The sequence below is a fragment of the Nocardia sp. NPDC052112 genome (assembly GCF_040680135.1).
Classification (GTDB): Bacteria; Actinomycetota; Actinomycetes; order Mycobacteriales; family Mycobacteriaceae; genus Nocardia.
Genome location: NZ_JBFAWD010000026.1, coordinates 1 through 25,834, shown reverse-complemented (window position 1 = coordinate 25,834; position 25,834 = coordinate 1). Strand labels below are relative to the sequence as shown.

The window sequence follows — 25,834 nt, the reverse complement described above, 5'->3', positions numbered from 1 at the left end:
CGCCTCTGCGCTTGACTTGGAGAGCACTCCAGCTCGTAGCGTCGATGGCGAAATCGTCGACCAAGGAGAAGAGCCTCACATGATTCCGACCAGGAAGCTCGGCCAGTTGACCGTCGGTGCGCAGGGTCTGGGCTGCATGGGCATGAGCCAGGCCTACGGTGTGCGCGATAACGACGACGAATCCATTGCCACCATCCACCGTGCGCTGGATCTGGGCGTGACGCTGCTGGACACCGCGAATGTCTACGGCCCGGAGACCAATGAGCGCCTGGTCGGCAAGGCCATCGCCGACCGCCGTGACCGGGTGGTGCTGGCGACCAAATTCGGCATCGTATGGGGCGAGGACGGCAGTATGGGTGCCCGTGGTGACGCCGCGTATGTCAAGCAGAGCTGTGATGCGTCGCTGCTCCGGCTCGGTGTCGACCACATCGACCTCTACTATCAGCACCGCGTGGATCCGAATGTTCCGGTCGAGGAGACCTGGGGTGCGCTGTCGGAGCTGGTGCAGGCGGGCAAGGTGCGCTACCTCGGCATTTCGGAGGCATCGGCGGCGACCATCCGGCGCGCGCACGCGGTCCATCCGGTGACCGCCCTGCAGAGCGAATGGTCGCTGTGGACAAGGGATATCGAGGCCGAAGTGCTGCCGACATGTCGTGAGCTCGGCATCGGCATCGTGCCCTTCTCACCGCTCGGCCGCGGCTTCCTGACCGGCTCGATCACCTCCACCGCCGATCTGCCCGCCGACGATATGCGCCGCCGCTTGCCGCGATTCGCCGAGGACAACCTCGACAGCAACCTCGCCATTGTCGCCGCGCTGCGCGAGCTCGCCGCCGAAAAGGGGATTACCGCAGGACAATTGGCGCTCGCCTGGGTGCAGAGCCGCGGCGACGATGTGGTTCCCATTCCCGGCACCAAGCGGCGCACCTACCTCGCGGAGAATGTCGCCGCCGCCGAGATCACCCTGACCGCAGACGATCTCGCCCGCATCGATGCCGCCGCACCCGCCACCGCATTCGCCGGTGCGCGCTATCCGGAACATCTCGCAAAGGCCGCCGGTCGCTGAATTACTCGCGGGGAGGCACGCCCATCACCGAACGGACCCGGGGTGCGCGGAAAGCCTTGCCGGCGTTGCGGTGGATAGTGCATCGGATCGCTGACCGCCAGTCTGCCGAGCATCTCGGCCACGGTCGGCAGCGAGTTGGCGAGCAGCGTGGCATCCACGCCCGCTCAGCGGGATTCGAGCGCTCGGCCCATGCGCACCAATGCCTCGGCGTGGTCGAGGATGATGGCGCGCGAATTCCGTAGTGCCTCACGATATTTCCTTGGGAGCCCCGCCCGGGGTGGCGATAATCAGCCGCCACCGGGTGGGATTCTCCGGGGCCGTCCCGACGAAGGCTGCCACCGTAGGTAGCTGTTGTATTCGGCGGGGGAAATTGCTACGGTTGCGTTGTATTTGCTGCGACAGTGTGCGGTGGCGGGGCGCCGACGACGGTAGCCGCTCCCGACCGGTGTGGATCGAGCATCAGCAGATCTGGTGCACGACGGAACGAGGCGAGTCGATGAGGCCGACGCCGACCGCGATCGGATACCTTCGGTGGGACGTGTCGGGCGATGCGATGGACTGGGACATTGCCCAGATCCGCAAGTTGGCAACGCGATACGGATACGAACTCGCCCAGATCGTGTGGCTGGACGGTGCCGACACCGATATCGTCGCTGCGTTGCGCGCGGCTATTCGCGAGACTGATGCCGAAGCGGTGATCACGCCGAATCTCGCACATTTGGACGACCGGCCGGAAGAACTGGTGCGGTGTTGTGACGTGATCACCGTCAACCCGACCGATACCTACGCCCGACGTGCATATCCCGGGGAACGGGTGTGGGCTGATTAGCCTGCGTCGGACGCGCCGTCTACGATCTTGGCGTTTGCTTGTCGTCAGCTGCTCCATCCGATCAAGTCGATCAACAGGAGAAGGTATTCGTCATGGCAATTTCCCGAAAGATCGCGACGGTGTCCATCGCAGTCGCCGCACTCGCCGCCGCATTCGTCGGCGCTCAGCAGGCCACGGCCGATCCGATTGCCGGAGGCTGCTCCGGCGGCCAATTCAGTTACCGCACAAGTCCGCTCGGGATGATGGTCGCACCGGCCACGGCCACCTGGAACGGCAATCTCACCGGGTGCACAGGCACGCCCGCGTCCGAGGCCACGGTGAGCGGCACCTTCAGCGGGAACGGCAGTTGCGCCGATGTCGATGGTCAGATCGATGGCAAGGTCAACTGGTCCAATGGCGCGGTCAGCCGGATCAGCGGGCCGTGGCACGTGCCGGGTGGCATGGGCACGTCGATGTCCAACACCGTGACCATCATCGATGGCCCCGGTGCGGGTGGTCATCTGGTGGTCGAACAAGGTCCGATCGGCAATGCCATGGCAATGGCGGGGTCGTGTATCGCGGGTGAGGCCCGCGGTGCCGACGTTCCGATCCTCGCGGCGCATTTCAGCTGATCCGATGAACGGGTACCGGGCAGCGTGACCGGTACCCGTTTTCGCGATAATTGCCGGTGCCGCAGCGGCATCCTCAGAAGCAGTACGGGAACTTGCAGGTCGACGGATCATTCGGACCGAAGATCGCGGCAATCAGCGCATTGATGACGGTGTCGGCAACGCCCGATCCGGTGCTGATCGCCACCTCCTGTGCGGTAGCCGGCTGGTCGGCGATGGCGACCTCGGCCGATGCCGTCGCGGGTGTGCTGATCAGCACGCCGGCCGTAACCGCCAGCACGATTTTTCGGATCATATTGCTACCTTTCGCTTTTCGGCTGATGACAGCCTATCGAGGACATCGAAACCACCATCCCCGTCAGCGGTGAGCACGAATTCCGGCCGCGCTGCGGTCACTGCGATCCCGAGGCGTTCGTCAGTGCCGTGGCCGACCGCCACCTAGGTTGGCGAATCCATCGCGGCTCGAACCCGCGTCATCGGCGAATGTTTCGCCAGGAAGCCGCGGACGGTATCGCGCAGCGCGAGCTGGTCCCGGCTGAGCGAGAAATTCATCGCGTGCTCCCGGAAATCGGCCGAGGCTCACGAGGAAGCCCGAGGATCTGCTCGCCCAAGGTATTTCGCTGGATCTGGCTAGTTCGCGGAACTGCTCGAGGGCACGCCTTGGATGATGAACGCGACCGCGGGCACATTCACCGTGGGCCGCCGAACCGTGAAGGGAATCGCCGTGCATACAGAACGTCGGATGCCGCGTCCGCGCGAGTTGGCACCGCTGGTGAAGTTCGACCGCCCGTTCGGTGGTCGGGGTCGCAAACTGGCTCGCGCCCAGACCATCTGGGACCTTCGCGAACTCGCCCGACGCCGCACTCCGAAGGTTGCCTTCGATTACACCGACGGTGCCGCCGACGCCGAAATCAGCCTGCGGCGCGCCCGAGAAGCCTTCTCCGACATCGAATTCCGCCCGGCCGTCCTGCGGGATGTCTCGGTCACCGACACCACCGTCCGCGTGCTCGGTGCGACCGCCCGATTGCCATTCGGTATCGCGCCGACCGGGTTCACCCGGATGATGCACACCGCGGGTGAACGCGCGGGCGCCCGTGCCGCCGAACGCGCCGGAATCCCGTTCACGTTGTCCACGATGGGAACCACGGCGATCGAGGATATCGCCGCGGTCACCGGTCCCGACGCCCGCAATTGGTTCCAGCTGTATATGTGGACCGATCGGGATCGTTCGCTGGCTCTCGTCGAACGGGCCGCGCTTGCCGGATTCGACACCCTCGTCGTGACGGTCGATGTCCCGGTCGCGGGCGCCAGGCTGCGGGACGTGCGCAACGGGATGACGGTGCCGCCGTCCATCACGGTCTCCGGTGCTATGGATGCCTTGCGCAGGCCATGGTGGTGGTGGGATTTCCTTACCACCGAACCATTGGCCTTCGCCTCACTGGATCGCTGGTCCGGGACGGTTGTCGAACTGCTCGACACCATGTTCGACCCGACCGTCGGTTTCGAGGACCTGGCCTGGATCAGGGACCGCTGGCCCGGTCGGATACTGGTCAAGGGGGTGCAGACCGTCGCCGACGCGGAACGTCTGGCGGGGCTCGGCGTGGACGGGATCGTGCTGTCCAATCATGGTGGGCGGCAACTCGATCGGGCACCGGTGCCACTGCAGCTGCTGCCGTCGGTGGTGCGCGAGGTCGGCAACGATATGGAGATCCATCTCGATACCGGCATCATGCACGGTGCGGATATCGTCGCCGCGCTCGCGCTCGGCGCCCGATTCACCTTCATCGGCCGGGCCTATCTGTACGGACTGATGGCTGGGGGTGCGGCGGGCGTCGACCGCGCGATCGAAATTCTGCGCACGCAGATCGTGCGCACCATGAAGCTGCTCGGTGTCGGCACGATCGAGGAATTGGAGCCGCGGCACGTGCAACTGCTCGAGTGCCGTCGGCCCGCGCCATAAGGAATTCATCAAGGAATTCATCGGTAGACCCGAGTGGCGGTAAAGGCGTCGTATGGAGCGCGATGAAGGGCGTCACCCCGTTCATAGCATGCTGAGATGGTCTGTTCTCAGGGACATTTCGGCCGCGGATGGGCATGTGCGCACGAGTGTCGACGATGCTCACCGGCTTCGGTCACCGACTCCGCGTGGCGGCTGCGATGACGCAGCCGACACCTTGGCAGTTACGCGAATCTCCGCGTGCCGCGCAAGTCACACGGGCCTGGTCCACACCCCGGGCGCGAGCGGTGCGGCGGGCACTACGGAGTAGATGGACAGCGTCGGCACGGGGAAACGCGGGTTATGTGGTGGCCGCGGCCGCCGACCTGGTCACGCTGGTCATGTTGTTCCGGTCCTGGATCACCGTCACCGGACCCGACGGGACCGCGCGGGCCGATGCCTTCGGCCGGATCGAGGCCACTACCAGCTACCTGATGGCCTGGTCGGGTTCCGGTCCGAGCACCGCTGATATCAGCGGCACCTGGGCCATCTTCACCACGGCCACGATCATCGTGCTGGTGACCGTGGTGGTGACCAATCTTCGAGTCGGTAAGACGGCGCTGTATCGGACAGCAGTCGCTTCCGGTATCGCGGTGGCGATTTTCGTGCTCCTGGCCATGCGCAACCTCAATGGCCGAGCATCGGATTTGATGGCCATGACGGCGCGGAGTTGGGACGCGGGTGGTCAAGTGGGTTCCTGGGTACAGTGGGCCTTTTCCGGCGGCGACCTGATGTTGCCGGGTGTTCGTTCCTCGGGCTATGCCACCACCAGTTTCACCGGTGCCGCGTTGATCGCCTGCGGTGCATCGATGGTCGCGGCGGTCGCGGCGATCACCGGGTGGATGCTCCAGCGCTCGAAGCGATGACATCGATGCTGTCGACAACAGGTGAGTGGCGCTCGTGTAGTTCTGAATCTATAGCGCTGCAATGGATTTCGGTATGATAGCCGGTCCGGTGACCTCCGGCAGCGCTCGCATGCCGCGCGGGCGGGAGGCGTTTTTCGCCTGGCAGCTGGCTCTTTTCGATCCGGATCGCTGGTATCCGCGGGTGCTGGCCCGGCGGGTGGCCGCGTGGATCGTGGCGAGTCGGTGGCGTCGGCGAATTGTGTTGGGGGTGATGGCGCTCACCGTGCTGGTCCTCGTCCCGGTCGCGGTCGGCGCGTTGGCCACCGCGCAGCCCGGTGCGGTCGCTCCGGCCGGGCACGGTGCTGGTTCGTCGGCCCCCAATAGTGGGCTGAGTTGGACGCATGTGCGCGATTCATCCGGTGTCGAGTTGTCGAAGTACACCTTCGTCACCGATCACGGTGGTCCGTTCCATCCCGGCACGACCGCGCTGGCGGTCATCCTCGATCTGGAGTTCGCCGGCTGGAATGTCATTGTCACCTTTGCGATCTGGTTGGTCGGGTGGGCGTTGAGCTTCGCCTGGCTCAATGTGTTCAGCTCGGCCCTGCACGGGGTCGCGGTGAACCTGACCGGACAGATCGCGACGCCGCTGATGCTGGTCACGGCCGCGACCATCGGGGCGTTCTTCGTCGCCTACTTCCTCACCCGCGGTTTCTACTCGAAGGCGACGATGCAGGTCCTCAGCATGCTGGGGGTGGCGATCTCGGGGACGCTGTTGCTGTCGGATCCGCTGGCGGAAGTGTTGTCCGCTAACGGGTGGCTGGCCCAAGGGCGCGATGTCGGCATCTCGGTGGCCGCCGGGTTGAACGGCGATGCCGATCCGAATCCGGCCGCGCTGGTGGCGACCATGCAGTCGGAGATGGCCGATAATTTCGCGCGTAAACCGTTGCAGGTGTGGAATTTCGGGCATGTGGTCGACGAGCGACCGGCGTGTGCGGCGATGTGGACGGCGGCGGTCGACTCCGGCGACGATGATCGGGTCAAGAACGGCATGAAGTCGTGCGGTGATTCCGCCGCGTATGCCGCGGCCGAGGATCCCACGGCCAGGCAGGTCGGGGCGGGGCTGGTGTTGTTGCTGTCCGGCGCGGTGCTGGGGTTGTTCGCGGCCTATCTCGGGCTGAAGATCATCAAGGCGGCGCTGGACGCGATCTATCACGGGTTCATGTCGATCTTCGGATTCGCCGCCGGTGGGTTCATCTACGGGCCGACGCAGACGTTTCTGGTGCGCAATATGGTCGATTCGTTCATCGCGGCCGGGCGGATGGCGGCCTACACCATATTTCTCGGCGTCTACCTGTTGTTCCTCGGTGATCTGTTCCGGCAGGCGCGCGGTCAGGAGATGGCGGTATTCGTTATCGGCGCGGTGGTGGAGATCATCGCGATCTTCCAGCTGCGCAGGCTGGGCAGCGGCCTGTCGGGTGGCAACGATTGGGTGGCGAACCGGTTCGCACTCGTGATGCAGCGGGGGTCCTCCGCAGGCGGCGGAGGCGGTGGAAGGGCATTGGGGATGGGACAATTCGGCACTTCCCACGCCGGTCGAATGGCGCTGGTCAGTGGGCTCGCCACCATCGCCGAGCCGGCGATGGAGTGGTTCGTCGGCCGGGGACACACCTATCCGCACTCGCGCATCGACGGGAATATGGGGCCAGCGCATTTGCGGCAGATAGCGCGCCGATACGGGCAAGCGTACGGGGGTGTTGGAACCGCGCGCGGGGCGGCGGCCGCGGTCGAGGCCGTGGTGTGGCGTGCCGGAGGCGGTCTGTCGGAGGCGGCCGACGCGCTCGAGCTCGCGGGCTGGAGTCGGCCGATGATTTCGGACGCCGTGGCGGTCTACGCCGAACAGCAGAGGTTCGCGCGGCACAATCGGTTCGTCCATCGGCCATTGGCCGAACTCGCCGCGGCACAGACGTTGGCGGAGAACTCACTCGGTCGGCTGGCGGGGTTGGCAGGCAGGCAGGCGCGGTTGCGCGAGGAACAGCGCCTTCAGGCAGCGGTATACGCGATGGAAAGGGCCACGCTTCGCTACCGCGACTGCCTGCCCCGCGGCGTCGACCTGATCGACGGCGTGAACGCGCTCAACGGACACACCATTCGCGGCAGCCAGCTGCGCTCGATCGTCAACGACTACCTGGCGAACCCGACCGAAGCGAAAATGCGGGCGCTGGGGCAGGCCGCGCGCGGCGACACCTCGGCGATGGGGCGTGCCAACGCATTCGGGCACCTCGGTCTCGGTGCCCGCGATCTCGAATCCGTCGCCCGTGACCCCGCGGCACGCATGATGCAGTCGATCGCCAACACGGACGCCGCAAACCTGGCCGATTCGGTCCACGCCGTCGTGCACGGCGACCTGCGCGACCTCGACCTGCACCGCGAGGTCCGACACTTCCTCGCCCGTTCGATCGATACCGATAACTGGTCGACCGGCACCGCACGCAGCGCCGCCACCCCGGCCCCACCGAACCGCCCGTGATCAGGTGTGGACCACGGTGGCCGACGGAGACCGTAGGTGTCGGAGCCGATCGTCGGGGGACTACACCTCGATGTGGGAGCCCATAATGACGGTGCGGTCGCGGGGCAGGCCGAAGTATTCGGCGGCGTCGGCGGTGATGTAGGAGGTGGCGATGAACAAACGTTTGCGCCACATCGCCATGGTGGGCGCGGTGCCGCGGCGCAGTTCGATCTTCGAAAGGAAGTAGGACGCATCGTCCAGATTCAGCTGTCCCTCGGTTTCGGCGGGGTCGATTCCGGCCAGCGCTCGCGGCACATCGGGAGTCTGCATATAACCGAATCGGGCGGTGACGTGGATGATCCCGTCGTCGGCATAACCGAGGTGATCGACGTTGACGCATTCGGCGGCCGGTACGCGGGGTACCGGTTCGGTCTCGATCGCCACGAGCACCACCTGTTCGTGCCGGACGTGGTTGTGCTCGACATTGGCGCGCATGGCCAGCGGCGTGGTCTGCTTGCCGCGGTTCAGGAAGATGGCCGTGCCGGGCACGGTCACCAACTTCGGTTTCCCGCTTTGGATTTTGTCGATGAACTCGCGCAGTGATCCTTCCCGGCGTTCCCGTTCAGCGGTGACGATCTTCCTACCGCGCTGCCAGGTGGTCATGACGGTGTACGCGGTGACACCGATCAGCAGCGGCAGCCATGCCCCGTGGACGAGCTTGGTCATATTCGCCGCGAGGAATAGCAGATCCACGAACAACAGCGGAACCGCCCCGAGGCCGATCAGCCACCAGGGGGTGCCCCATTTCACGTGGGCGACATAGAAGAACAGCAGGGTGGTGATGGTGATCGTCCCGGTGACCGCCATACCGAATGCGAAGGCCAGCGCGGTCGAGCTGCGGAAGGCGAAGACCAAGGTGAGCACCGAGACCATCAGCAGCCAGTTGATCCACGGCACATAGATCTGCCCGATCGTCGATTCGGAGGTGTGTGCGACGCGCAGTCGCGGCAGGTAGCCGAGCTGGGCGGCCTGGGAGGCGACCGAGTACGCACCGGTGATCACCGCCTGCGAGGCGATTACCGTCGCGGCCGTCGCCAGAATCACCAGCGGTAGTCGTCCCCAGCCGGGCGCGAGCAAGAAGAACGGGCTGCTGATATTGCTCGGATCGGCCAGAATCGATGCACCCTGCCCGAGGTAGCTCAGGATGCAGGCGGGGAATACCAGGATCAGCCAGGCCCGGGTGATCGACCGCCGGCCGAAGTGGCCCATGTCCGCATAGAGCGCTTCGGCGCCGGTGACGGCGAGGACGACCGCGGCGAGGGCGAAGAACGCGGTATCGAAGTGACCGAACAGGAAGCCCAGCGCATACGTGGGTGACAGCGCTTTCAGAATCTCCGGATGATCGACGATTCCGGTCAGTCCGCACACGCCGATGGTGACGAACCAGACGATCATCACCGGACCGAATAGTCGGCCGACGGCAGCGGTGCCGTGGCGCTGCACCATGAACAGCGCCACGATGATCACGGCCGTGATCGGCACGATGAATTCCTCGAGCGAAGGGCGCACGACCTCGAGACCTTCGACCGCGGACAGCACCGAGATCGCGGGGGTGATCATGCTGTCGCCGAAAAACAGTGAGGCGCCGAAGATTCCGAGCGCCGACAGCACCATGGCCACCCGTCGGCCCTGCGGGGCACTCCACCGGCGCAGCAGCGTGATCAGCGCCATGATGCCGCCCTCACCCTCGTTGTCGGCACGCATGGCGAGCAGAACGTAGGTGACGGTGACGATGATCGTCACCGACCAGAAGATCAGTGACACCACCCCGTACACGTTGTCCCGGCTGACCGGGACCGGATGCGGATCACCGGGGTTGAACACGGTTTGCAGCGTGTAGATCGGGCTGGTCCCGATATCGCCGAACACCACGCCGAGTGCCCCGACCGCCAACGCCAGCGGCGCCGAACCGTGGACGCCCGCACCATGATCCGGCGCGGGCTCGGCACTGGGTGTGGGCATGGGTGGGGCGTCGGTCACGGTGATCCTCCTCCGCGCGGGCTGCTGATCGGATGCGCGCGCATCGTGCCGGACGATACCGGCTCGGCCCGGGGATTCTTTACATGTCATCCGTGTCGAAGGTGTCGCGAGATCGCCGGCCCGCACGGCCCTGCCGTAACGCGTGCGCGCGGCCGAGATCCGATAACGGTCGATTACTCGACGGTTATCGGCGATCGGTCGTCACAGGGCGATGGGGCCGAGGTCGGCGGCGGTTCGGGCCAGCGCGCGAACAGCCGCGCTATCGGCGGCCGAGCGCCAGGTCAGCGCCCATTCGAGGGGAGGGGCGTCGGGCATGGGCAGAAAGACGATGCCAGGGGGGTTGTTGTAGCGGGCGGCGATCTCGCCGAGCGGGTGGACGCAATGGCCGGTGGCGACCAGGGAAAGAAGTTCATGGAAGGTCCGCGCCGTCGGCCCGCGCGGGATGCGGCGGCCGTGCGGTGTACGAGTGGGGACCATGGACGCGACCCAGTACTCCGGTGCGTCGGGGCCGAGGTCGACGACGTGGTTGTCGGCGAGGTCCTCCAGGGCTGCGATGCCCCGCTCGACCAGCGGATGGTCGGCCGACACGGCGAGCACGCGGCGTCCGGTGAGCACGGTGGGTCCGACTGTGAGGTCTGGTTCGAGGACGGGCAGCCACAGCACATTCACGTCGTGAACGCCGGTGCGCAGCGATGTGAACGGGTCGCTGCCGTTGATCTCGCCGAACTGGACATCGCTGCCCGGATAGCGGGTGCGGAACGCGTCGATGAGCGGCCGCAGTTCGTGTCCGGCGTGGCCGAATACGCCCATCCGCAGCGTCTGGCCCGCGCCGATCCCGGCTGCTTCGGCGCGGGCGAGTGCCTCCTGGAGCAGGTCGTGTACTTGCTGCAGGTCTTCCCGGAGACGCCGACCGACCGTTGTCAGGCTCACCCGCCGACTGGTGCGTTCGACCAGTGCCACACCGAGGCGTCGTTCCTGTTTGCGGATGGCCTGGCTGACGCGGGCCTGAGACACGTGCAGCCGTTCGGCGGTGCGTCCGAAGTGCAGTTCCTCGGCCAACGTCAGGAAGATCTCGATGTCGCGTAGCTCCATAAATAACCCCAGAGTTATGAATCGGTCCACGAAGTCCACCCCGGCATCATCCGGCTGAATGGCGACACCGCGGTCGGCCGCTTGTCGCCGAGGAGCCGTGCTTGCCGGGGTTTCAGGATGCGGAGCATTCCCGGCAGGCGGTCGGTAGGAAGGTCAATCGCCGGTCGGGATCGTTGTCGCCTCGGATGTGCCGAACCAGTACGACAGCGCTGCTCGCAGGCCGTCCTCGGCAGTGTCGGCGGGTTCGTCGATGGTTGCGGCCCAGGCGATGTGGCCGTCCGGGCGGATCAGGAGGGCATCGGCTCGGCGGTTTTCGGCTTTGGCGGTGCGGATGTCGATGCGATGCCGACAGTCTCGGGCGGCATCGCGCAGGTCCGCGCGGTCGGCGAGGTCGAGCAGGATGGGCCGTGCGCCGTGCATGAGTTCGGCGATGCTGGTTGTCGCGTCGTCGGTGTGCAGGGTGAGGTCGGGTGCGAAGGTTCCGGTCAAGATGTGGTTGTTGGGGTTGGGCAGCCGATAGCGGATATCGGCACCGGCGATGAGGGCTGCCATGCGCTGCAAGGGCTGTTCGTCGGTGAGAAGTTCCTGGAAGACCGCCCGCAGTGCTTCGGCGGCCGGGTCGTGCCCGCGGCGCAGCGCGACCTGTGCCCGGGTGTGCAGCATCGTGCGCGCCGCGGCCAGGTGGCGTTCCTCGTGGTAGGTGTCCAGCAGGCCGTCGGGCGCCCACCCGTGGACGTCGGCGGCCAGCTTCCATGCCAGATTGACCGCGTCGAGCATTCCGGCGTTGAGTGCCACGCCCGTGGCGGGAAACAAATGGGCCGCATCACCGGCGAGCAGTATCCGACCGGCGCGATAGCGTTCGGCTTGGCGGGCCTTGAAGGTGAAGCGCGACAGCCGATGCGTGTGCGCCACAGGCAGATCCGCGCCGAGCACGCGGCGGATGCTGGCCTGTAGCTCGGCCACGGTCATCGGCACGTCATCGTCGTATTCGACGGTCTCGTCCTCGATCGTGTAGACAGACAGCACCGCCGACGTAGGCGAAACCCCCATCCCGAACAGACCGCGGTCGGTCCGCGTGAAACCTGCACGGATGGTTCCGAACCCGGGAACCTCCAGGTCGCCGTTGTCGAGCCGGGTCACCGAATCGGGCACGGTGATCTGGGCCAGCCGATTCACCTCTGGATATACGGTGCCGGGGAACGGAATCCCGGCCAGGTCACGAACCCGGCTGCGCGCACCGTCGCAGCCCACCAGATAGCGGGCGGTCACCCGGTACAGCCCGTCCGGCCCGCCGACCTCCGCGGTGACCGTGTCGGCGTCCTGCCGCACATCCAGCACCTGGTGTCCGCGACGGATATCGACGCCGAGCTCGCCGACGTGTTCGCCGAGCAGTCGCTCGAGTTGCTGTTGTGGCAGCGGCAGGGCGTGCATCGGGGATTCGGCCAGCTGGGTGAGGTCCACATGGACACCGCCGAACGGGAACCGTGGAGCCGGAATCGGATCGGTGCAGGCCGCTTCGAACCGATCCAGCAAGCCCCGGTAGCGCAATAGCTCCAGGATCTGCCCGCCGAGACCACCGGCCTTGGGGGTGTCCCGCGGCTGCGATTGCCGCTCCAGCACCAGCGGCCGCACTCCGGCCAGACGCAGCTCGGCGGCCAGCATCAGGCCGGTCGGGCCCGCGCCCACAATAATTACGTCGGTATGCATTTCTACTCCCATTCCGGCCGATTCCGGCCGTGGCAAACGATTATTCGGATACCCCAGGTCGCCGGTCTGCGCTACCGCGCCCCGTACCTGCCGTGCCGGGGCCACCCGCCCTTGGAGTTGGTGACCGTGCGCGGAGGCACGGGGCGAGTCACGAAGCGCTGCTGGTTGCTCTGGGTGGGGAAGGTGCTGCGTTGCTTTCGCATATCGGTACCGCCTTTCGAAAAGCGCGTGAAGCCAGGGTTGCCGGAACTCCGGCGGGATTGCACCGGATCAGGCGCGGTCGAACCAGGTGACCTGTGCGCCGCTGCTGAACTCCGCGCGCTGGGTGACCTCGAATTGCGTCGGCTCGAAATTGCCTGTGAAGACCCCGACGCCGTCGCCCGCGATCACGGGGTAGCTCTTGATGATCAGCTGGTCGACCTCGCCGAGGAGCTGACCGGCCAGTTTGCCACCGCCGCAGAGCCAAATGGCCAGGCCCGCTTCCTTCTTCAGTTGCCGGACCAGCTCGACCGGATCGGTGTCGACGACCTCCACCTGCGGGTTGTCCACCGGCGCAAGGGTGCTGGAGAAGACGTACTGCTTCAGGTGGTCGTACGGGCTGGTGGAGCCGAGCGCGAGGCCCGGTTCGTAGGTGCCGCGGCCCATGACCAGGGTGTCCAAGGTCTTGTTCGGTGTGTCGAGGGGCAGGCCGACGGACTCGCGGATCGGCGTCGGCACCGTCTCCGGATAGCGCTCGTTGATCCAGGCCATCATGTCCTCACACATCGGATAGAAGTCGAATTCTCCCTGCGGACCCGCGATGTAGCCGTCGAGGGAGACCGCCACGTAGTAGACAAGCTTCCGCATCCATACCGCCTCGAATGTAGTACTCTGTACGAAGTGATTTGAACCGTAGTACTACAGATGGAGTGGTGTCAAGTGGTGCGTACGAATCCGGAACGCCGGCAGGCTCTGCTGGATGCATCGATCGAGGTCCTGGCCCGCGAAGGGGCCCGCGGACTGACCTTCCGGGCGGTCGATCAGGAGGCGGGAGTGCCCGCCGGAACCGCCTCCAATTACTTTCCCAACCGGGACGCACTGCTTGTCCAGGTCGGGAACCGCTATTACGAGCGGCTGATCCCCAGCGACGATGCCGTGGCGAAATCGCGCGGACCGCAAACTCGCGAGACCATGACCGAACTCATGACCGAGGTGGTCGACCGGGTCTACCATTTCCGCACCGGCTATCTCGCGATCCTCGAACTGCGGCTGGAGGCCACCCGGCGCCCCGAACTGCAAGCACTGCTGACCGAGCGGGTGCGCGCGGATCTGGACTTCAATATCAGCAACTATCGGGAGTCGGAGTTGCCCGGCGACGAGGACGCCGTGGTAATGCTCTACCTCGCCCTGAACTGGCTCATCCTCGAACGGCTCACCCTCCCAGGCATTTTCGATGAGCAGCGGGCCGCCGAACTGGTGCGCACGATCGTGGCGCGCGCAATACCCGCCACCACCCAGGTCGCCAGCGCCAACCCTTGACGGGTAGCGAACTCATCGCGGTTCGGCCTCTCGCCTGCTGCCGCATCCGCACGTCCCGTATCGCCGCGACTGCAGCGCCGCAGCGGCATAGCGCCGCGGTTGTCGGTCCGGAGCCATGTCGATCGTCAGGTAGCGCCGCGCCGACGGCGCGGGCGAGGATGATCCCAGCGATTGCGCACGCGAGCGGTGTTCGTGTTCGGCGTTGGTCCACGCGAAGACCCTGACTTGAAAGCTGCGCTCCGATTCTTACGGCTTCCGAGCGATACCGATTTCCGAGTACGGGGTGACCTACGGTTCTCAGGGAATCAGCACGAGCTTGCCGGGTGCGTGTCCGGCGATGCCGACCTCGTGGGCTTTCGCGGCCTCGGCGAGCGGGAAGGTGGTATCGACGATGACGCGCAGCGCCCCGGACCCGGCCCGCTCGACGAGTTCACCGCGGGCGGCGCCGCGGACTTCGGTGCCCGCGTCCTGCCCCGGCCCGTAGCCGAGCAGCTTGATGCCGGCCGCGGCGCGTCGCGGCGACCCGGCGATCGAGGCGATCCGGGTGCGGTCGGCCACCAGCTCCAGCGAAACGTCGAGCGCCTCGTCGGTACCGGCGAAATCGACTGCGGCGGTGATGCGCTGCGGCGCGGCGGAGTTCACCCGGTCGGTGAGCCCAGGGCCGTAGCCGACGGGGATGGCGCCGAGCTCGCGCAACAGTGCGTGGTTGCGCTCGGCGGCGGTGGCGATCACCGTGGCACCCGCAGCGGTGGCCAGCTGCACGCCCATCAGGCCGACCCCGCCGGCCCCGCCGTGGACGAGCACCGTGTCGCCCGCACCCACACCGGCGGCGTGCAGTGCGTGGACGGCGGTGGTGCCGGTCAGCATCAGTGACCCTGCCTGTGCCCACCCGATCCCCGCGGGCTTGGTGAAGATCGACGTGGCCGGGGCCGTGACGTAGTCGGCGTAGGCGGCCGTCACGGGGTACACGATGACCTCGTCCCCGACCCGCACACCGGTTACATCCGCACCGACCTCGATGACGACGCCCGCGCACTCCAGACCGATCGAGGGCATCGAGGCGGCGACCCCGGCGGCGTCCTTGTGGTCGTCGTCCACGGCGTGGAAAGTGCCGCTGTAGAGCTTCCAGTCGATCGGGTTGACCCCCGCGGCCCGGACCTCGACGACCACGCCGCCGGCGGCCGCGCGCGGAGTCGGCACCTCGGTCACGGCGAGCACATCGGGCGTGCCGTAGGCGGTCGGACGCACGATTCTGGGCATGACTGGGCTCCTGTCCTGGTGGGGTGGCAGCCGGCACCTGTCCGGTGAGGGGTGGCGCGACCGATCGGTTGTCTCGTCGAGAGCGGCACATCCGCTGTCGAGAACTCCTGAGGATCAGTCTTGCCCCACCAAGGGATGATCTGCAGCGCAACATTGACAATGAATACTTGCGTGGCACGCAAGAATTGGTCTCCCTCATCGGTTGGCCTCGACGACTCCGATTCTCGGTCTACCCCTCGCTGCGAGCTCGCCCGATTCGTCGCGCCCACAGGGCATCAGCTTTTGCGCGTCGCATCCACTACACAGCCGTCCACGGCTCGCACCCGCTCGTCTCCCGGCGAAATACTCAGCGGCGCCGACGAGGCTTTCGGGAACTGCGAGTTGCTCCGTGCGCCTCCGGTGGAGGCGAAGACGACGTGGTCGCGCAGGATCCACACGTCCGAACGTTCTTCCATCTGTCCAGATGCGTCGAGGGTCGTCGCGCCGAAGAACGTGAGACGACCGTCAATGATCACCGTGGCATTGGCGAGCCGGTAGCCATCCATGGTGAGGCCCGCTTGCACCTGCGCGACGGTATTTTCCGACGCTGGCGCGCATCGCGGATCCGACAGGGACGCCGGCGCCGTGGCCGGTGTTGTCAGCGGCGCGGTAGGGGCTGAGCTGCTCGTTGTATTCGCCGCAGTCGATTCCGACTCTTCCTCACCCAGGCCGAGCGCATTCGAGATGAGCACGACGACGACTATCAGTGCGAACACACTGACAACGCTGGTGATCAGAGCGTGTACCACAGCATTGGTTTGCCCGCGTATGCCGAGGCGTTCGTCTGGTTCGATGGGCATGGGAATCCCTTTGTGCGATTGACGGATTGACCGCGCCGCGAGCACCTGTTCAGCCTGCGCACGAGGCGCAGGAATCAGCCTGTTCACGGCACGCCATGGCAACGTTAGCGCCATAGGAGCCCGAACAGCGCGCTGATCTTCACTTACGAAGTCGTTCCACGGCGCGACCAGCTGTGAAGTGCTACAACAAGTTTGGCACGTCGTTGGCAGTCCTGCCTGCTCATAGGCCCAGGGTGATGCGCTTGAACTCCGCCGAACCTGCTCGTGCACACCGGAATCGACCCGATCGCGCCGCTCCGCACGGCCGGGACACATGAGGGTCCCGATGGCTGGATAATTCTGCTGACGCAAGGTTGAGTTGGGTATGCGCGGCAGTGGTCGAGGCAAATTGCTGGCGGTAGACGTCGGGGGTGGTGGACAGCCGCCGGGCGATCACCCGGTGCAGTGTCTTGCCATGCTTGTAACCGACCGTGCGGGCAATCGCGTCGACGGTGAGGTCGGTGCTCTCCAGCAGTCTGCGAGCTGCCTCGAGTCGCAGGTTCTCGATGAAATATGCTGGAGTGGTACCGGTCTCGGCGCGGAAGGTCCGCGCAAAGGTGCGTTCACTCCTGCAAGAGGCCCAAGACCGTGGCCATTGTCGCAAAGTTGCCCAAAACGCAAACAGGCAAGATTCGCAGGCGAGCGCTTCGCGATCAACATACCGGGATTCGAATCTCACGGTAGGTCCGGAGACTTGATGGGGATGGGAGTTGTTCGGTGGGCGTCGGTCGCCATCGTCGGAAACCGTTTTCGGACGTGCGATGGTGTCGGTAATGTCCGTCGCGCTCAGCTGTTTTCGTCGTCGCGCGCAAGTGTCGTGTCGGCGGCGAGAATTCCTAATTCTTTGTTAATTCTGAGTATATTTCCGCAAATGTCCTGCCGCACGCAGGCGGTACCGGACCGCATGTGCACGGCGTCTCGAGCGGCAACATTCGAGCGCCTGGACCTCCCCTGTTCCCCGTGAGCGGAGGGAGCCGACGCGAAGTGGGAAGTCGCTCATCAGCGGACTTCATGATCGGTTCGTTTCGTGTTGGGGGCGGTTGTCCGTGTGGAGAGCGGGATCTGGCATGTGTGGCTCCCAGCGTCTATTCCCATCGTTGGGAACGCTTGATACTCGGGTCGTATCGCGGTGCGCGGCCGATTTCTGCTGAATGAGGCTTCGAATTAACGGCCATTGATTGACCGGAGCGGCGATGCGAAAAGGGTATGAACGGTGGCAGTCGGCGACATTGTTGTGAGTCGGCTGGCGTCGGGAGTGTGAGAGGTGTCGATGAGGGACATAGCGATGGCGGCACTGTGCGCCGGAAAAAAGCAAACGTCCAGTTCGTGTCGATCGGCCTCGGCGAACTTTCGCACGTCATGGAGCGGCCGGGAATTGGTGCCCGCATGCTCGGACGGGGACCGGTACCGTAGGCGGTCTGCGAGCGGATCCGTCGCTTCGCCCCCGCCCAACGTTGCCGAGGGCAGTCACGACGGCTGGATTCAGCCGTAACGCCACCGGCCGTCTGCCGCCGATTCGCCGAATCACCGCTCCGCCACTCGAAGCTCGACGACGGCGTCGGTATCCCCTGGCCGATAGCGCCGGAATTCTTCCGGCGTCTTCGGCAACCCCGATCTACCCCTGGATGTGAACGTGGACACGAACACTGGTGACTCGTCCGACCGGATGTTGGAGTACCTCAAAAAGGTCACCGTGGAGCTCATGTCGAGTCGCGACGAGCTCACCCGACTGCGGGAGCAGAGCGTCGAGCCCATTGCGATCGTGGGCATGAGCTGCCGGTATCCGGGCGGTGTCGAGTCGCCGGAGCAACTGTGGGATCTGGTCGCCTCCGGCTCGGACGCGATCGGGGAATTCCCGGCCGACCGGGGCTGGGATGTGGCGGGATTGTTCGATCCCGATCCGGACCGGTTCGGGAAGGTGTATACGCGCGAGGGCGGTTTTCTTTCCGGCGCCGGTGATTTCGATGCGGGGTTTTTCGGCATCGGCCCGCGTGAGGCGGCGGCGATGGATCCGCAGCAGCGGTTGTTTCTGGAGGCCTCGTGGGAAGCCCTGGAAGACGCCGGTATCGACCCGACCTCGCTGCGAGGTAGCGACACCGGCGTGATCGCCGGAGTGATGTACACCGACTACGAGCACACGGCCAAGGCCGCCGGCCCGGCAGCGGAGGGGCACGCGGGCACCGGATCGGTGAGCAGTGTGGTGTCGGGGCGAGTGGCCTACACGCTGGGGCTGGAAGGTGCGGCGCTGACGGTCGACACGGCGTGCTCGTCGTCGCTGGTGGCGATCCATCTGGCCGCCCAGGCACTGCGCCGCCGGGAGATGTCCCTGGTGCTGGCCGGCGGTGTGACCGTGATGTCGACACCGTCGCTGTTCGTGGAGTTTTCGCGGCAACGGGGCTTGTCGCGTGATGGGCGGTGCAAGTCGTTCTCGGCCGGCGCGGACGGGGTGGGCTGGTCCGAGGGCGTGGGCGTGCTGGTGCTGGAACGGTTGTCGGACGCGCGGCGATCCGGGCACGAAATTCTGGCCGTCATTCGCGGATCGGCGGTGAATCAGGATGGTGCGAGCAATGGTTTGACCGCGCCGAACGGTCCGTCGCAGGAGCGGGTGATCGCGTCCGCGCTGGCAGCTGCCGGACTCGAGCCGGCGGATGTGGATGTGGTGGAGGCGCACGGGACGGGAACGCCGCTGGGTGATCCGATCGAGTCACAGGCGTTGATCTCCGCATACGGACAGCGTCGCGGCGCGCCATTGCGGCTCGGGTCGCTGAAGTCGAATATCGGGCATTCGCAAGCGGCCGCGGGCGTGGGCGGGGTGATCAAGGTCGTGCAGGCGTTGCGGCACGGAATGCTGCCCAGGACGCTGCACGTGGGTGAGCCGTCGCCGCATGTGGATTGGTCGGCGGGATCGGTGCGATTGCTGACCGAGGCGGAGCCCTGGCTCGCGGGTGAGCGGGTGCGGCGGGCTGGGGTGTCCTCGTTCGGGATCAGCGGCACCAACGCTCATTTGATCGTGGAGGAAGCGCCCGCGTCCGTCCCTTCGCCGGTCGAGGAGACCGCCGCGATCCCCGCTGCCGCGGCGGATGTGCTGCCGTTGCTGGTATCGGCCAAGTCCGATGCGGCGCTGCGCGCCCAGGCGGATCGGTTGCGGCAGTGGCTGCTCGACAATCCGGATGCGGACCTGTGGAGTGTGGCGTCGTCGCTGATCGAGAACAGGACGCAATGGGACCGGCGCGCCGTGGTGGTGGGTCGCGATCGCGAACAGCTGGCGTCGGAGTTGGCGGACCTGGCGTCGGGATCCTCGGCGGCCGGTGCGTCCGTCGCGGGTGGGACGGCATTTCTGTTCACTGGGCAGGGAGCTCAGCGGGTGGGGATGGGGGCGGAGCTCTATGCGGCCTTCCCGGTTTTCGCGACGGCGTTGGACGAGGTCTGCGCCGAGTTCGCTCCCCATCTCGGCGGGTCGTTGCGGGAGGTGATGTTCTCCGGCAGCGCTGCGACACGGCCGCCGGGGGTCGGCGCGGCCGATGTCGCACTGGATCGGACGGAGTGGACGCAGCCCGCGTTGTTCGCGTTCGAGGTGGCGTTGTTCCGGTTGATGGGGTCGTTCGGCGTGACCGCGGATGTGCTGGCCGGACATTCGATCGGCGAGCTGACGGCCGCCTACGTCGCGGGGGTGTGGTCGCTGGCGGACGCGTGTGCGCTGGTGGCGGCGCGGGGCCGCTTGATGGGTGCGTTGCCGGCCGGCGGCGCGATGCTCGCGGCCGCCCTGACCGAAAAGGAAGCGCTCGAACTCGTTGCGGTACACGGTGATCGGTTATCGGTCGCGGCTGTGAACGGCCCTTCGTCGGTGGTGCTGTCCGGCGCTGCCGACCTCGTCGAAGCGGCGGAGCGCGAGCTGTCCGACGCGGGCGTGCGGACATCGCGATTGCGGGTCGGTCACGCGTTCCATTCGGCGTTGATGGAGCCGATGCTCGACGAATTCCGTTCCGTGGCAGCGGGTCTGGCATATCGATCGCCGACCGTCCCGGTGGTGTCGAACATCTCCGGCGGTGTCGCCGGTGCCGAGGTGACCGATCCGGAGTACTGGGTGCAGCAGGTACGCGGCGGCGTGCGATTCGCGCCCGGCGTCGATGCCCTCGTCGCGGCCGGGGTGCGGCGATTTGTGGAGGTGGGCCCGGATGCGGTGCTGGCATCCATGACTCGCCAGTGCCTGGCCGAATATCCGGCGGTCGAGGCGGCGGCGATGGTTGCCGCCGGGGCGCGGCGTTCGGTCGACGAAGTGACGCAGTACGTGACGATGCTGGGGCAGCTGCACGCCTGCGGCGCCGAGGTGGATTGGCAGCCGATCTTCGCGGGCCGTCCGCTGCACCGGGTGTCGTTGCCCACGTACGCATTTCAGCGTCAGCGGTTCTGGTTGGAGCCGCTCGCCGCCGATGCCTCCGCGGTGTCGTCGGATCATCCGATCCTGACCGGCGTCGTCTCTGTGGCGGGCAGGGACGAATGGCTGTTCACCGGACGGATGTCGTTGCGGACCCACCCGTGGCTCGCCGATCACGCGGTCTTCGGCTCGGTGTTGCTGCCCGGGACCGGATTCGTGGAACTGGCGTTGACCGCCGGCACTCGGCTCGGCGCCGAGGTCGTCGAGGAACTGCTGCTGGAAGCGCCGCTGCTGCTGCCGGACGACACCGCGGTCGATATTCAGCTCGGTGTCGAGCCCGCCGATGGCGCGGGCAGGCGTCGGTTCGCCGTGCACTCCAGGGTGTCCGGTGAGCATTCCGACGGCGCGGAGTGGGTCGCGCACGCGACAGGGGTGCTGGCGCCCGTGGCCGGCGCGGCGAACGCGGTGTGGGACGGACGGGTGTGGCCGCCCACGGGCGCCGAACCGGTGGACTCGGCGCGGCTGTACGAGCGGTTGGCGGACATGGGTTTCGGATACGGCCCGGCATTCCGGGGTGTGCGCGCCGCGTGGATGCGCGGTGCCGAGGTGTTCGCTGAGCTGTCGTTGCCCGAGAACGCGGACGCGCGGCGGTTCCGGGTGCACCCGGCCTTGCTGGACGCCGCTTTCCACACCGCGATCGACCGTCTCGCCGATACCGGCAACGGCCGGGTGCCCTTGCCGTTCTCGTTCGCCGGAGTGCGCGTCTACCGGGAGGAAGCCACGGCCCTGCGGGTGCGGGTCGCCCGCACCCACGACACCATCCGAGTAGATGCCGCCGACACGCACGGTCTACCCGTAGTGGCCGTCGACACCCTCGTCGCGCGCCCGGTCGATGCCCGCACCCTGCGCCGTGATCGCGCAACCTCGCACCCGCTCTACACCCTCCGGTGGACTCCGGTATCCACCTCGATCTCCGTGAATCGTTGTGCGGTAGCGGTATTGGGCTCCACGACGATGCCGGGCGTCGAGGCACACCCGGATCTGGACGCTCTGCTCGCAATGCCGTCCGTACCCGAGATCGTCGTCTGGCACTGTGAGGACGTCCCCGCGACGGGTGATGCCGCCCAGGTGGCCCGGCTGCGCGTCGATGCGGCGCTGACGATGGTCCGGGACTGGATCGCCGACGAACGATCCGAGAAATCCACGCTGGTCGTCGTGACCCGCAACGCCGCGGAAATACCGGGCGAATTGTGTGATCCTGCGGCAGCGGCAGTATCCGGTCTGATCGCGTGTGCGCAGTCGGAACATCCCGGCCGGGTCGTCCAGATCGACCACGACGACGCCACCGCGGTGACATCCGGCACGGTGGTGCGAGCCGCGGATCTCGGTGAGCCGCAGGTGGCAGCACGTGACAACACGCTACTGGTACCCAGGCTGATACGGGCCGCCGCGCCGGATGCGGCACCGGTCTCGTTCGGCGGCGGGACGGCTCTGATCACCGGTGGCACCGGAGGTCTGGGTGCGCTGACGGCGCGACATCTGGTTGCGGCACATGGCGTTCGGAGCCTGCTGCTGGTTTCCCGGCGGGGACCGGATGCCCCGGGCGCCGCGGATCTGGTCGGCGATCTCGAGGCCGCGGGTGCGCAGGTCCGGGTGGCCGCCTGCGACGTCGCCGACCGAGATGCGCTGCGAGATCTGCTGCGGACCATCTCGGAGCAACACCCGCTGACCGCCGTGATCCACACCGCCGGCGTACTCGACGACGGCACCGTCGAGACGCTGACCACCGAGCAGATCGACCGCGTCATGCGGCCGAAAGTCGATGCGGCACTGCATCTGCACGAACTCACCCGGGATCACGACCTGTCGGCGTTCGTGCTGTTTTCCTCCGCCGCCCCGCTACTCGGTGGTCAGGGCCAGGGCAACTACGCGGCCGCGAACCGTTTCCTCGACGCACTCGCGCATCGTCGTCGCGAAACCGGCCTGCCCGCGCACTCGCTGGCGTGGGGGCTGTGGACGCTCGGTATGGCAGGCGTGCTCGATCGGGAGGATACCGAGGACATAGCCCGCCGTATTCGCACCCGGCTCGGGCTGCTACCCATCACCCCCGAGCCGGGATTGGCGATGTTCGACAAGGCGCTGGCCACCGGCCACTCGCTGCTGATGACCGCGTCGCTCGATAGGGACGCGCTCGCATCGCTCGCTCGCTCCGGCGTGCTGCCGCCGGTGCTGCGCGAGATCGTGCGCGCGCCCGTGGCAGCGCAGCCCGGCAGCGAACCCGGCTCGCTGGCACAGCGTTTGGAGATGCTGCCCGAGGACGATCACTACGAGGTCATCCTCCAGGAGATACGCTCGCTGGCCGCCGTCGTCCTCGGACACAAGTCGGCCGCTGCGGTGGCCGTGGATGTGCCGTTCGCCGAACTCGGATTCGACTCGTTGGGCGGCGTCGAGTTCCGTAACAGGCTCGGCGCCATCACGGGTCTGTCTCTGCCGTCGACGCTGGTGTTCGAGCATCCGACCGCCGCCGCGGTCGCGCAGCTGCTGCGGTCGCGGATGGGGGCCGTCGAGGTTCGGCACGAGCCGCCGCCCGCCGCATCGGGAGTACGTGGCCGGTTGACGGAGCTGGTGATGGCGGCGCATCGGCGCGGGGACGCGACCGAGGCGATGCCGCTGTTGATCGAAAGTGCCAGACTGAGCGTCGCTTTCGATGAGCCGGCCGCCGCGAATGGCCCCTCGGCGCCCATGCTGCTGTCGCGCGCCGGCGCCGGACCCAACCTGATCTGCATCCCGTCGTTCCTGGTCGGCAACGGACCGCACCAGTTCGGCCGCTTGGCGCGCGAACTCGGCGCCGAATTCGGTGTGTCCGCGTTGCCACTGCCGGGGACCCGAGTCGGTGAACCGATGCCGCCGACCTGGGACGCGCTGCTCGACCATCTTGCCATTGTCACCGAAAACGCCACGGGCGAGCATCCGTTCGTACTCGTCGGCTACTCGATCGGCGGAGCGGTCGCGCACGCGCTCGCCGAACGGCTCGACGAGCGTGGTCGTGGCCCGGTCGGTGTCGCGATGCTCGACACCTATTCGCCGGATGGTGAAGACCTCATCGGCACCATTTTCGCCAGCGCGCTCGGCCTGGTGCTCGATCGCGGTCACGAACTGATCGATATCGACGACCACGCACTGGTCGCCATGGGCAATTATGTGCGGATCTTCGGCGAGCGCGGCACGCGGTCCATTGCCGCGCCCACGCTGAATCTGCGAGCCACTGTCGGGCTACCGGGCCTCGATATTGCTGCGCCGGTGCCGGATTGGCAGCACCGCGGCGACACGATCCACGTATCCGCCGACCACTTCTCCCTCATCGAAGACGCGGCACCGGCTGCGGCAGAGGGGATTCGGCGATGGCTCCACTCGATTGCGAGCGACGTCGTGGGCAACCGATGAACCGCGTGATCGCGAAAAACACATGCTTGGAATCGAATAAGGCGAGATAGAGGAATCATGGTCGACGCGAATGAGATCGCCATTGTCGGAATGTCGTGCCGGATGCCCGGCGCTTCCGATCTCGAGAGCTTCTGGCGGTTGCTGCGCGATGGGCGCGAGGCTATCGGCTCCGCTCCCGCAGACCGCCCGCGAATCGAGGAGAAGGCCGGATTCCTGGCTTCGGCATCGGAATTCGACGCCGACTTCTTCGGGGTGGCGCCGAATGAGGCGCGTGCGATCGATCCGCAGCAGCTGCTCGGTCTCGAGCTGAGCTGGGAGGCCCTCGAAGACGCGGGCTACCGCGATCGCGACGGTGCCCGCGCGGGAGTGTTCCTGGGCAGCACCGGAACCGATTTCGCCGAAATCGAGGCGTCGAGGGGTAAGCCCGGCGTCGGCAGGCATTCGTTGTCGGGCGTCGGGCGCGGCGTCGCCGCCAACCGGATTTCGAATTACTACGGGTTCACCGGTCCGAGCATGGTGGTGGACAGCGGGCAGTCCTCGTCGCTGGTCGCGGTGCACCTGGCGTGTGAATCGTTGCGCGGCGGCGAGTGTGATGTGGCCTTGGCGGGCGGGCTGAATCTTATCCTGTCGCCGCTGGGTGGTGAGCGCTACGAGCAGTTCGGCGCGCACTCACCGTCGGGACGGTGCTACACCTTCGATGAACGTGCGGACGGCACGGTTCGCGGCGAAGGCGGCGGCATCGTCGTACTCAAGCCGCTGGCGCGCGCGGTCGCCGATGGTGACCGGGTCTACGCGGTGATCCGCGGCAGTGCTATCAACAGCGGCAACGAGCGTCAAGTGCTGAGCGCGCCCAGTGTGTCCGCGCAGACCGCGGTGATCAGGGCCGCGCTGGCGGCCGCCGATGTGGAACCCGCGTCGGTGGATTATGTGGAGTTGCACGGAACCGGTACACCCGCGGGCGATCCGGTGGAAGCGCGGGCCCTCGGCGAGATCTATGGCGCCGGGCGGTCCGGGAGCGCACCGCTGGCCGTCGGTTCGGTCAAGACGAATATCGGGCATCTGGAGGGTGCCGCCGGGATCGCCGGCCTGATCAAGACCGTGCTGAGCCTGCGGCATCGGGAACTGGCGCCCAGCTTGAACTTTCACACCGCCAATCCGCAGATTCCACTCGAAGCGCTGCGATTGCGGGTGCAGACCGCGACGGAGCACTGGCCGGGCGCGGCACAGCGCCGGGCGGGCGTGTCGTCGTTCGGAATGGGTGGCACGAACGCACATGTGATTCTGGAGGAGGCGCCGGCGCCGGTCGCGGGTGATGCGGGTGTGGCCGGCGCCGACCGCCCGGTGACCTGGGTGTTGTCCGGGCAGAGCCCGGAAGCGTTGCGGCAGCAGGCTGTTCGATTGCAGGAGTGGCTGGCCGGACATCCGGCCGGTGACGCCGCCGATGTGGCGTATTCGCTCATCCATTCGCGCACGGCGTTGGACTGGCGGGGCGCGGTGATCGGACACGACGCCGACGCGATGGGTGTCGCGCTGGCCGCACTGGCCGATCCGGCGGCGCAGACCTCGGAAGAGGCTGCCGTGGTGTCGGGTCGTGTGGTGCCGCGTCGGGTGGCGTTTGTTTTTCCGGGGCAGGGGAGTCAGTGGGTGGGGATGGGTGCGGGGTTGTTGGCTGG

The 25,834-nt window shown here is 66.7% G+C and carries 17 protein-coding genes; 9 read left to right on the top strand and 8 right to left on the bottom strand.

Annotated elements, in window-relative coordinates:
- Positions 1 to 79 precede the first annotated feature (79 nt).
- The 3 genes from AB0L58_RS35365 (at position 80) to AB0L58_RS35355 (ending at position 2,503) form a co-directional block, all read left to right on the top strand.
- Positions 80 to 1,063, top strand: a complete 984-nt coding sequence (locus tag AB0L58_RS35365) for an aldo/keto reductase (RefSeq protein WP_364394103.1) — start codon at positions 80 to 82, stop codon at positions 1,061 to 1,063.
- Between the two features lie 496 nt (positions 1,064 to 1,559).
- Entirely contained in the window at positions 1,560 to 1,892 is a 333-nt protein-coding gene (locus AB0L58_RS35360) for a hypothetical protein (RefSeq protein WP_364394100.1), read from the top strand.
- A gap of 92 nt (positions 1,893 to 1,984) precedes the next feature.
- Complete coding sequence (locus tag AB0L58_RS35355) at positions 1,985 to 2,503, top strand: hypothetical protein (RefSeq protein WP_364394098.1); 519 nt, start codon at positions 1,985 to 1,987, stop codon at positions 2,501 to 2,503.
- A 73-nt stretch (positions 2,504 to 2,576) separates the two neighbouring features.
- Here the strand turns inward: AB0L58_RS35355 and AB0L58_RS35350 are convergent, their stop codons facing one another.
- A complete protein-coding gene (locus AB0L58_RS35350; RefSeq protein ID WP_364394094.1) occupies positions 2,577 to 2,795 on the bottom strand; it encodes a hypothetical protein in 219 nt (72 codons plus the stop codon).
- Between the two features lie 447 nt (positions 2,796 to 3,242).
- Here AB0L58_RS35350 and AB0L58_RS35345 point away from each other — a divergent pair, with 447 nt between their 5' ends.
- From AB0L58_RS35345 to AB0L58_RS35335, 3 genes are all read left to right on the top strand, one after another.
- A complete protein-coding gene (locus AB0L58_RS35345) occupies positions 3,243 to 4,460 on the top strand; it encodes an alpha-hydroxy acid oxidase (RefSeq protein WP_364394293.1) in 1,218 nt (405 codons plus the stop codon).
- Between the two features lie 344 nt (positions 4,461 to 4,804).
- Positions 4,805 to 5,362 (top strand): hypothetical protein, encoded by a 558-nt coding sequence (locus AB0L58_RS35340; RefSeq protein WP_364394091.1) that lies wholly within the window; start codon positions 4,805 to 4,807, stop codon positions 5,360 to 5,362.
- 61 nt (positions 5,363 to 5,423) lie between these two features.
- Positions 5,424 to 7,868, top strand: a complete 2,445-nt coding sequence (locus tag AB0L58_RS35335; protein WP_364394088.1) for a hypothetical protein — start codon at positions 5,424 to 5,426, stop codon at positions 7,866 to 7,868.
- 60 nt (positions 7,869 to 7,928) lie between these two features.
- On the opposite strand, the gene AB0L58_RS35330 is transcribed toward AB0L58_RS35335, so the two are convergent.
- The 4 genes from AB0L58_RS35330 to AB0L58_RS35315 all read right to left on the bottom strand — a co-directional run bounded on the left by AB0L58_RS35330 (position 7,929) and on the right by AB0L58_RS35315 (position 13,532).
- Positions 7,929 to 9,887 (bottom strand): potassium transporter Kup, encoded by a 1,959-nt coding sequence (locus AB0L58_RS35330; RefSeq protein WP_364394086.1) that lies wholly within the window; start codon positions 9,885 to 9,887, stop codon positions 7,929 to 7,931.
- Positions 9,888 to 10,088: 201 nt separating this feature from the next.
- Positions 10,089 to 11,009, bottom strand: coding sequence for a LysR substrate-binding domain-containing protein (locus tag AB0L58_RS35325; RefSeq protein ID WP_364394083.1), 921 nt, complete (start codon positions 11,007 to 11,009; stop codon positions 10,089 to 10,091).
- Between the two features lie 123 nt (positions 11,010 to 11,132).
- Positions 11,133 to 12,686 (bottom strand): FAD-dependent monooxygenase, encoded by a 1,554-nt coding sequence (locus tag AB0L58_RS35320; protein ID WP_364394081.1) that lies wholly within the window; start codon positions 12,684 to 12,686, stop codon positions 11,133 to 11,135.
- A gap of 270 nt (positions 12,687 to 12,956) precedes the next feature.
- Complete coding sequence (locus tag AB0L58_RS35315; RefSeq protein ID WP_364394078.1) at positions 12,957 to 13,532, bottom strand: dihydrofolate reductase family protein; 576 nt, start codon at positions 13,530 to 13,532, stop codon at positions 12,957 to 12,959.
- Between the two features lie 72 nt (positions 13,533 to 13,604).
- On the opposite strand from AB0L58_RS35315, the gene AB0L58_RS35310 reads away from it, so the two are divergent.
- Complete coding sequence (locus AB0L58_RS35310) at positions 13,605 to 14,204, top strand: TetR family transcriptional regulator (RefSeq protein WP_364394075.1); 600 nt, start codon at positions 13,605 to 13,607, stop codon at positions 14,202 to 14,204.
- A gap of 297 nt (positions 14,205 to 14,501) precedes the next feature.
- Here the strand turns inward: AB0L58_RS35310 and AB0L58_RS35305 are convergent, their stop codons facing one another.
- The 3 genes from AB0L58_RS35305 to AB0L58_RS35295 all read right to left on the bottom strand — a co-directional run bounded on the left by AB0L58_RS35305 (position 14,502) and on the right by AB0L58_RS35295 (position 17,021).
- Complete coding sequence (locus AB0L58_RS35305) at positions 14,502 to 15,464, bottom strand: NADP-dependent oxidoreductase (RefSeq protein WP_364394073.1); 963 nt, start codon at positions 15,462 to 15,464, stop codon at positions 14,502 to 14,504.
- A 275-nt stretch (positions 15,465 to 15,739) separates the two neighbouring features.
- A complete protein-coding gene (locus tag AB0L58_RS35300) occupies positions 15,740 to 16,390 on the bottom strand; it encodes a hypothetical protein (protein WP_364394071.1) in 651 nt (216 codons plus the stop codon).
- A 133-nt stretch (positions 16,391 to 16,523) separates the two neighbouring features.
- On the bottom strand, positions 16,524 to 17,021 hold the full coding sequence (locus tag AB0L58_RS35295; protein WP_364394068.1) for a helix-turn-helix domain-containing protein: 498 nt from the start codon (positions 17,019 to 17,021) through the stop codon (positions 16,524 to 16,526).
- 954 nt (positions 17,022 to 17,975) lie between these two features.
- Here AB0L58_RS35295 and AB0L58_RS35290 point away from each other — a divergent pair.
- A complete protein-coding gene (locus AB0L58_RS35290) occupies positions 17,976 to 24,161 on the top strand; it encodes a type I polyketide synthase (protein ID WP_364394066.1) in 6,186 nt (2,061 codons plus the stop codon).
- 57 nt (positions 24,162 to 24,218) lie between these two features.
- The coding region (locus AB0L58_RS35285) for a beta-ketoacyl synthase N-terminal-like domain-containing protein (protein ID WP_364394064.1) at positions 24,219 to 25,834 on the top strand (1,616 nt) is incomplete at its 3' end.

Excerpts from the sequence above, each read along its gene's own strand:
- AB0L58_RS35320 (WP_364394081.1), bottom strand. The coding sequence starts at position 12,686 with ATGCATACCGACGTAATTATTGTGGGCGCGGGCCCGACCGGCCTGATG.
- AB0L58_RS35315 (WP_364394078.1), bottom strand. The coding sequence starts at position 13,532 with ATGCGGAAGCTTGTCTACTACGTGGCGGTCTCCCTCGACGGCTACATC.
- AB0L58_RS35355 (WP_364394098.1), top strand. The coding sequence starts at position 1,985 with ATGGCAATTTCCCGAAAGATCGCGACGGTGTCCATCGCAGTCGCCGCA.
- AB0L58_RS35350 (WP_364394094.1), bottom strand. The coding sequence starts at position 2,795 with ATGATCCGAAAAATCGTGCTGGCGGTTACGGCCGGCGTGCTGATCAGC.
- AB0L58_RS35305 (WP_364394073.1), bottom strand. The coding sequence starts at position 15,464 with ATGCCCAGAATCGTGCGTCCGACCGCCTACGGCACGCCCGATGTGCTC.
- AB0L58_RS35335 (WP_364394088.1), top strand. The coding sequence starts at position 5,424 with ATGGATTTCGGTATGATAGCCGGTCCGGTGACCTCCGGCAGCGCTCGC.
- AB0L58_RS35345 (WP_364394293.1), top strand. The coding sequence starts at position 3,243 with ATGCCGCGTCCGCGCGAGTTGGCACCGCTGGTGAAGTTCGACCGCCCG.
- AB0L58_RS35360 (WP_364394100.1), top strand. The coding sequence starts at position 1,560 with ATGAGGCCGACGCCGACCGCGATCGGATACCTTCGGTGGGACGTGTCG.
- AB0L58_RS35365 (WP_364394103.1), top strand. The coding sequence starts at position 80 with ATGATTCCGACCAGGAAGCTCGGCCAGTTGACCGTCGGTGCGCAGGGT.